Origin of the sequence: Aurantibacter sp. (assembly GCF_039941195.1) — a bacterium.
GTDB lineage: Bacteria > Bacteroidota > Bacteroidia > Flavobacteriales > Flavobacteriaceae > Aurantibacter_A.
The window spans coordinates 1-8,178 of sequence record NZ_JBDVFA010000079.1 but is presented as its reverse complement, the minus strand read 5'-3'; the positions used below and the strand labels follow the sequence as shown (position 1 = coordinate 8,178).

Annotated in this window: 7 protein-coding genes and 1 other RNA gene; 4 read left to right on the top strand and 4 right to left on the bottom strand. The window is 33.2% G+C overall.

All coding sequences use genetic code 11. The features are described from left to right. Positions 1 to 214 precede the first annotated feature (214 nt). The 3 genes from ABJF52_RS13115 to ABJF52_RS13105 all read left to right on the top strand — a co-directional run bounded on the left by ABJF52_RS13115 (position 215) and on the right by ABJF52_RS13105 (position 3,034). Complete coding sequence (locus ABJF52_RS13115; protein WP_348150985.1) at positions 215 to 1,624, top strand: DUF4173 domain-containing protein; 1,410 nt, start codon at positions 215 to 217, stop codon at positions 1,622 to 1,624. A gap of 297 nt (positions 1,625 to 1,921) precedes the next feature. Further along, complete coding sequence (locus ABJF52_RS13110) at positions 1,922 to 2,602, top strand: DUF1361 domain-containing protein (RefSeq protein WP_348150982.1); 681 nt, start codon at positions 1,922 to 1,924, stop codon at positions 2,600 to 2,602. A gap of 33 nt (positions 2,603 to 2,635) precedes the next feature. Continuing rightward, positions 2,636 to 3,034, top strand: coding sequence for a DUF2809 domain-containing protein (locus tag ABJF52_RS13105; RefSeq protein ID WP_348150979.1), 399 nt, complete (start codon positions 2,636 to 2,638; stop codon positions 3,032 to 3,034). Here the strand turns inward: ABJF52_RS13105 and ABJF52_RS13100 are convergent. The 4 genes from ABJF52_RS13100 to ABJF52_RS13085 are packed head-to-tail and all read right to left on the bottom strand — an operon-like array spanning position 3,024 to position 7,747. Beyond that, complete coding sequence (locus tag ABJF52_RS13100) at positions 3,024 to 3,914, bottom strand: hypothetical protein (RefSeq protein ID WP_348150976.1); 891 nt, start codon at positions 3,912 to 3,914, stop codon at positions 3,024 to 3,026. The genes ABJF52_RS13105 and ABJF52_RS13100 overlap by 11 nt on opposite strands. A gap of 22 nt (positions 3,915 to 3,936) precedes the next feature. After that, on the bottom strand, positions 3,937 to 5,817 hold the full coding sequence (locus tag ABJF52_RS13095; RefSeq protein WP_348150973.1) for a beta-ketoacyl-ACP synthase III: 1,881 nt from the start codon (positions 5,815 to 5,817) through the stop codon (positions 3,937 to 3,939). After that, positions 5,814 to 6,542, bottom strand: a complete 729-nt coding sequence (locus ABJF52_RS13090; protein ID WP_348150970.1) for a sterol desaturase family protein — start codon at positions 6,540 to 6,542, stop codon at positions 5,814 to 5,816. Before ABJF52_RS13090 ends, ABJF52_RS13095 begins: the two co-directional genes overlap by 4 nt. Further along, positions 6,542 to 7,747, bottom strand: a complete 1,206-nt coding sequence (locus tag ABJF52_RS13085; protein ID WP_348150967.1) for an NAD(P)-dependent oxidoreductase — start codon at positions 7,745 to 7,747, stop codon at positions 6,542 to 6,544. The genes ABJF52_RS13090 and ABJF52_RS13085 overlap by 1 nt, the downstream gene beginning before the upstream one ends. A 246-nt stretch (positions 7,748 to 7,993) precedes the next feature. Between ABJF52_RS13085 and ssrA the strand changes: the two genes are divergently transcribed. Then, positions 7,994 to 8,178, top strand: a transfer-messenger RNA (tmRNA) gene (gene ssrA, locus ABJF52_RS13080); the annotation flags it as partial.

The window sequence follows — 8,178 nt, the reverse complement described above, 5'->3', positions numbered from 1 at the left end:
ATACCTATTCACCGTAATATTTATCGGCGGCCTACTCTACCCCGATTATTATAAACTTTTCTTTACCAAATACAAAAAAGGAAAAACCTCGCTAAGCTTTCATCAAATAAATTTTTACAAACTCTTAACCCAACCGTTAGAAAATATTAAATCAGTATTTACAATTCAATAAAAATTTACCCTTTAAAAAATTATCCATCTAAATAGTATTGTTATGAATATTCATGTAAAATCAATCGTTTCTGCCTTCGCCTTTAGCCTATTGTTTTATAGTAAAAGTTTAGGTCTTAATCTTTTATTAATTTCCATTGTTATCGTAACACTAGTTAAAACAATTAATAATATAAGACCTACTCCATGGCGATATGCAATAGGCTATATAGCCAGTGCTGTTTTTGTTTTTATAAACCCCTCTGTTCTTTCAATTTTTGTTCATTTTATGGTGTTACTACTATTTATAGGAAAATCTATTTCGCATAAAACCTCAGTATATATTTCTTGGCTCATAGGTTGCATTACACTCTTTATTTCTTCGGCAGCAAACTACATTCAGCTAAAAGAAAACAGAACCGAATCTGAGAACCCAAAAGAAAAAGACATTTCACCTCAACTAATTAATCGAATAAAAGGAGGCCTTGTTGCAATACTCTTACTCTTTACTTTTGGACTTTTATATCGAAATGCGAATCCTGTTTTTGAAAACTTAATCGAACAAATCAATCTTGATTTTATTAGTATTCCTTGGTTGTTTTTTACATTTTTAGGTTATGTATTATTTCTTCATATTTTACGTCCTTTTGATTCTAAAGAATTAATAGCTTTCGATTTATCGCAATCAAACTTTTTAGAAAAACCAACAGAATTAGTTCTAATTGGAGAAAAACAAAAACTGGAAAGTGAAAGTACACTGGGCAGTATTATATTTTTCTCTCTAAACTTGCTTTTAGTTTTCTTTCTAGTTACAGATGTAATTTACTTGCTCCAAAATACTAAAATTACAAATTCAGAATACTCACAATCTGTTCACCAAGGGGTTTATGCTTTAATGTTTTCAATTGTATGCGCTATTGCTCTTATTCTTTATTTTTTTAGAGGCAACCTAAATTTTTATAAAAAAAACCAACGCATTAAATCATTAACCTATCTGTGGATTGTGCTAAACATAACTCTAGTAGTATTTACATGGTACAAAAATCATCTCTACATAGAAGCACTGGGTTTAACCTACAAACGAATTGGTGTCTTTATCTATCTACTGCTAACCTTAACTGGACTAATTACTGCTTATCTAAAGATTGTCAAAATTAGAAGCTTCACTTTTCTCTTACGAACAAATATTGCCACCATTTTTACAATGCTTTTTATCAGTGCAGCAATTCCGTGGGACAAAACTATTACCTGGTTTAATCTAAGTGCAATCGAAAAACCAGATATTTTTTATCTGACTGACTTAGGAGCCAATAATAGTGAACAACTGTTTAATTATGCTAACGATTATCCTCATAGAATAAATAGTGAATTAAAGGAAATTGTGCAGAAAAAACATGCTGATTTCTTAGAAGATCAAGCCGAAAAAACATGGCAAGAATACACGATATATCAAATAGTAAATACTAACAAATGATACAACTATTCAAATATAAATGGAATCGGATTGCAGTACGTATTGCTGGAATAAGTTTTCTAATTGGAACCTTATTTACGCTTGTGATGCTATTTACCAAAGATGATATACTATTCACTGTAGGAATTGTTCTAATAGTCCTTTACATACCAATTACATTGCTAATACTGCTTATACTTTTGGTAAATACTTTGGCAAATTTTAAAGATTTACACGAGCATGTCTTAACAATAATCCTTGTATCTCTAAACTTTCCATTGGCACTATTATTTAGCTACTTTTTAAATAACTAATCTTATGAATTTAATTAATACAGTTTTCAGAAAACATCGCAACCTTTATTTTAACCTGTGTTTAGCAACAGCATTTTCTTTTCTTTTACTTCTATTTCGCATAAAAATAACACATAGTTATTTTTATACTTTTCTAGTGTGGAATCTTTTTTTAGCAGCGATTCCATTTTTTATTACTCAGGTAATGAAATATTATTCTACTTGGAAAAATTCAAAACCTCAAAAGATACTTTTATTTGTTACTTGGTTACTCTTCTTGCCAAACAGCCCCTATATCATTACCGATTTAATACATCTTCATGATCATAATTCTATTTTAAAATGGCTCGATTTATTCCTAGTTTTTGTTTTTGCTCTCAATGGATTATTACTAGGACTACTCTCTTTACTAGATATGTACGTTTATATTAAAAATGAGTCTTCTAAAACTAAAGCACATATTTCAATATTCTTAATATCTGTTTTATCTGGATATGGAATTTATTTAGGACGGTTTCTTCGTTTTAATTCTTGGGATTTTTTGACCCAGCCCTTGTATCTATTCGAACAAATTAGAATTAGTTTAACTGAACCCAAAGTATGGGCAATAACCATAGCATTTGGCGGCTTACTATGGATACTATTTTTATTAATGCAATCTGCATTACGAATAAATACCAAACACAATACTACTGAAAGTAAGTAACTATTACTGAACTTATCTTCTACTGAAAAGATTATGAAAACAACTTATAATAACACCTACTTTTTCGCTTTTATAGTGCTCTTTGCCATAGAAATTTTGATTGCAGCAACATTAAAAGACGGTTTCATTAGGCACACCGTAGGCGATTTTATAGTAGTGATTTTACTTTATTATTTCTTTAAAAGTTTTCTAAACATAAAATCTATCACCATTGCATTGGTAACTTTGATTTTTGCGTATATAATAGAGTTTTTGCAGCTTACAGACTTTTTAAACCTTATTGGACTAAAACATAATAAATGGGCTAATTTAATCTTCGGAAATACCTTTAGTATTCAAGACCTGATAGCATATACATTCGGAATTGTATTTGCTTTTTTTACGGATTGTTTTCTAATTAAATTTAAGTCTTCGAAAAATCTTATAGGGTAGCACTTTCCATAGCCTTTTTCGCACCTACCAATAGTCCATGTAATATTTCTGTTGAAAGACCATGAAGTGTCAACCGAAAAGCAGCCCCATAAGTTGGCAATGGTATCATAGGATGTTTATTATTCAGGCCAATTAATTTTTCGGGACAGTCCATGATCGTAGTTGCATAGATACCGATTACCTCATCAAGTTGCAATGAATTACTAGCCCGCCAAAAATCGTTATCGGTTAGAAAAAATTGATAAACAGGTGTAAAAATTTCAATGGCTGTCGACAAATCCATAAAATTTGACCATTTATCACGAAAATTATAAAAAGGAATTTCACCTTCAGTTATTGAGCTAAAATCAGGCTGTTCAATAGGCTTTACTTTTAAGCCTTTTTCTGCAATAGCCTTGTTTAGATTGATGATAAAATTATAAAGATTTAAATCATGATCAATAAACAAATTATCCCGAACATCATTTACTGACAGTGGTTTTAAAGGGTTCATAGGAATATTTTCCGCACCTTCTACATTGTCTTTAATGAATTTTAAAACTTCGGACCCCAAATAAAAATGTCGTAATATCAAATAATTCGCCTCCGGACTAATCATATACTTCATCCCTAGATATAATGATTTATGCAACATCTTTGGAGCGTTTACCAAATTTGGGGAAACCGCTTTAAACATTTGCATCAGGATTATAAATAATCGGGCTACTACACGTACAAATGGCAATAAATATTGCCGCGATTTTCTTCCAGAATCAAAAAGAAAAGCAGCTTTAGCATCATCACTAAAAGGTATACTCTTATCCAAATACAAGGTATGCCAGTGACTCGGATCCTTTGGATTATTTTCTAATGTATCAAAATATTCACTTGTGTGTAGCATAATTCACTTTTAACGAAACGATTTAATAATTCCCTATTTCGGCCAATTGCATGCGATATAATTTAGCTACAACTTTTGCTGTTTTTAAAATTCTTTTCACCAATTCTTCGGTGAGTGCATCAGAGTTTATAGCGATCTCAAATCTTTCAAAATGATTTTCATTACTATCACTAATTTCATGATACGTAAAAAAAGAAACTTGATCTTCGTTCAAATTTAATAATTGCTGAACGGCCCTACCCCATTTTCCAGCAATTCTATTTCCTAGCCCTTCGATAATAAACATTGCGCCAAGTAAATCGAATGGATTAGGTTTACTTGCGGTATGAAACATAAATGCACTTAAGGCTTCACTACCAACATTCTTTTCTCCTGCATAAAGATCATCTTTATCTCCTCCGCAATTGATGTAGTTTTTTTCTAACATTTGATAATCACGATGCTCATCTCTTGAATGTGATATAAATGCAGAACGCACATCAAAATACTCCATACTTACATTAGAAGCTGCTCTGGCAATCCATTGTGAACCATCTACTACTTGCTGTCTTAAGTTTAAAAGTAGCAATCTATATTCTTCCAAAGTAATAGTTCCGTTATATATTTTTTTAATAATAGGAGCACTACGTAAATCATTTTCAAAATCTACCCAAACCGATGTCAATCCTCTAACCAACCATTCTTGAATTGGCTTACCCTCCGTTGTTATGGCTGGAGCTAGAATTTCATCTTCTGTACTTAGTGGTAGTTCTTTTTTCTCACTTGTTGGACCAACTACAGTCAGCATCATAAAAGAAGTGATAAAACGACCACTCTCAGGCACCATACAAAGAATTTTTTGTCCGTCTTTTAAATTACCATGATACAATAATTCTTCCAACATTATAAATATGGAAGCAGCACCGGTATTTCCTTTTGAATGTAAATTTGTAAACCACTTTTCTTCCGGTATTGTTACGCCCCCTTTTTTCAAAAGATCAAGAATAGGCTGTTTAAAATACTCTGAAGAATAATGACATAACAACCAGTCTAAATTTTTCGGGTCCATTTTGCCATCTTCAATGAGTTGAAAAAAATGTTGAACTCCAACCCCAACGATATTATTCACCAAACGAATATCTTGTTTTAGATTGATTGCTCCAGCTTCATCTGCAGCAGAAAAACTATCGTAATCTATCCAAGATTTTCCTTGTTCTCCTTCAGCAGTTTTATTCATGCCGGTATACATACAAGGTTCGAAAAGTGACGCATGCGACTTTAATTCAATCCATTCTATCTTTAGGCTAATAGCATCTTTTTTAGGTTTATTTTCTAATAAAAAAGCCCCTGCTCCATCAGAAAGCATCCATCGTAAAAAATCTGTTTCTAGTGGAAGGGTGCCATTCTCAACAATCGCCTTTTGATTTTCAAAACGAGAAGCTTTGAACATTCTACTGGGCTGCTCTCCTGCACAAGCAACTGCATTATTTGTTTCACCAGATTGTACGTGCATGAATCCGTTTTTTATGGCCATCATACCTGCAGCACAAACACTTTGGTGGCTCGAAATTCCACAAACTGGTAATTCTGATTCACCATGTACCATACTAGCAAAACCAGGAATGGGCAAATCGCCTTGTGTAGTAGCCGCACTTAAAAACTGAACTTCCTCTTTGGGAGTTTTATTTTTATTTAGACAATCTTGAATCGCTTTTGCGGTCATTCCAGAAACCGATTCCGTAGAATTTTGATTTTTGTCCAACGCATAGAATCGATTTTTAATTCCGTTTTGAGTAAGCATTCTGCTTTTACTTCGTGAAGTTTTACCATTAATCAGCCCGAGATATTCTTCCATCTCATCATTCGAGATTGCCTTACCGGGTAAAAATTTACCGATAGCGTTTATATAAACAGGTGTACTCATTTCATTTTATTTTTTGGGGTGGTAGTATTAAAAATCATATCAAGGTAGGGCAGCATAAATCCGAAATTACCTTTACTCCATTTGTGATGCATTGTATGTCGAAAAGTAAATCTTCCTAAATAGTCTGGACTTTTTTTTGTTTCGCCTTCATGATTCCAATGCCCCAAAAAGTTCAACAAAATACTCATCACTGGCAAACTTAAAACGGATATAATATGAAAGGGATATATAAGCAACGGCAAAAAAATAACGGCTCCTAAAAGGAAAGCCTCAAACCAATGAAAACTATAAACGGAGTATAGCGTAGGTTCGCGGGATGCATGATGGATATAATGCACCTTCATAAAAAAAGGTGGTTGATGTAACAACCAATGACAGGCATAAAAATATATTTCGTTCCATAAGAATAATACAGGAACTTCCCAGAATAAGTTCAAAATTTCGTTTTGTCCAAAATGAAAATATCCATTTGCATAAAGCCACTGTAAGGGAATTGCCTGCAATGCAAAAACCAAAATACTTCTCAGTGAGTGTTTGATTTCGATTTCTTCTTGTCCTTGTTTTCTAAAATTAACAATAGGCTTTATCGTATTTTTCTTCTTCAAACTATCTAATATGGAATTCATAAAGAATATACCTCCAAAATAAAGTACCATAAAAAACAAAAAAGTAAACACAAAGGTGAGCCACCATTCAGAAAAAATAAAATCAACCGTAGAATTCATCAACCTTTTACATAATCATTCAGATAAGAATAACGCTTGGTTAGCTTACCATTTTTGGTCATTCGAGCACGTTCTAGAATTCCATCTTTATCGTTATTAAAAAAAGCAGGAATAACATTTTTCACAAATGCATCGCCAAAACCGTTACTTGCATCCCGTGGTAACTCAGCGGGTAAATTGTCTACTGCCATAACGGCTATAGAAGATTTATTTCTATAATTAGCTTCCTCCTCTTTTTGTGGATTATAACCGTAAATTGGTTTTTCTATGGTACTAGCACGAATGGTTGTTGCTACTGGCCCATCAATATCACAACTGATATCAGCAACTACTTGTATTTTAAAATCGGGATGTTTAGCGTCTTCTCTAGTAAATAAATAGGGGGCACCATCACCATAAAAATGACCTGCAATATAAAAATCGGTTACCCTAGCAAAACGGAAAAAAGTAGATTCATATTCTTTCGGATTTTCGAAAAAGTCAGACATTGTGCCTCGCGTACCATCTTTTCGTTTATTATAATCGGAAACATCTATTTGACAGCATACAGGCTTTTTAAAATCTAGGTCTAAATATTCCTTTACAGACACTTGTTGCAAACCCATGGCGTCCAACATTTCTTTAGCTCCATTACCTACCCTACCTTTTCCTGTCAACAGTATTTTTATGTTCGGTAACTTTATATTTTTGAGCTCAGCAATTAATGCTTGTTGATCAGTTAAAGTCTGTGCCTTAGGTAGCTTGTATAATTTAAATTTGAGTCCGTACGCACGAAAACCATTGTACGCACCTACAATACCAGCATATCTACCAAAGGCAACCAAACGTTGTTCTTTTTGATTAGTAATAACCTCATGATCGTACATTTCGATATTCTTTTTTAGAATAGCTTGTAACAACTTTCGATTGTACGGTTGTTTTTTAATCGTATGTGAAAAAAAGAAAAATTTTTTATTCGGAATTAAAGATTTAATCGGCACCTCTTTCACCCCCAAAAGCACATCGCATTCTTTCATTTTTGATGCTACTTTTATATCTTTTTCTACATATTCCTCGTTAGAAAACGTTCGAATATCTGATGGCTCAACAATAATATCAGCATCTTCAAAAGTTGATATGATTTTTTGACATGCCAGAGGTGACAAAACTACACGCCTATCTGGCGGTGTTTTGCGTTCTTTAATAATTCCGAATTTGACTTTCATCTTTGGTACGGCTTTTGTTCAAAAATACTATGAATAGTGAGGGTACACAAGCTTTTAAGCTTGACAAAAGATTGTGGGGTCTTTTAGTGCTTGAATTGTGTACCTTTGCTATCCTTTTTTAAATCAAGGTTGCGTTAGGGATAACAGCGGCATCTTTTTAATAGTGCTCGAGTATGCTCGAGATGGTATTAAAAAAATACAGTGAATAGCCCGCTCGAACGCTATAAAAAAGTTCTTTAACATTATGGGGCCGACTGGTTTTGACAGCGAGACCAATGGTAATGTAAGCATGTCGAGCGCTGGGAAACAGCTCGTTAATCTCATTTTTCACACTTTTAATTGGCGATAATAACTACGCTCTTGCCGCTTAATCTGAATCATAGTAAGATTAGCCTCGTCCCTACAAGGTAGGGAAGCGAGATGTTCCTGAA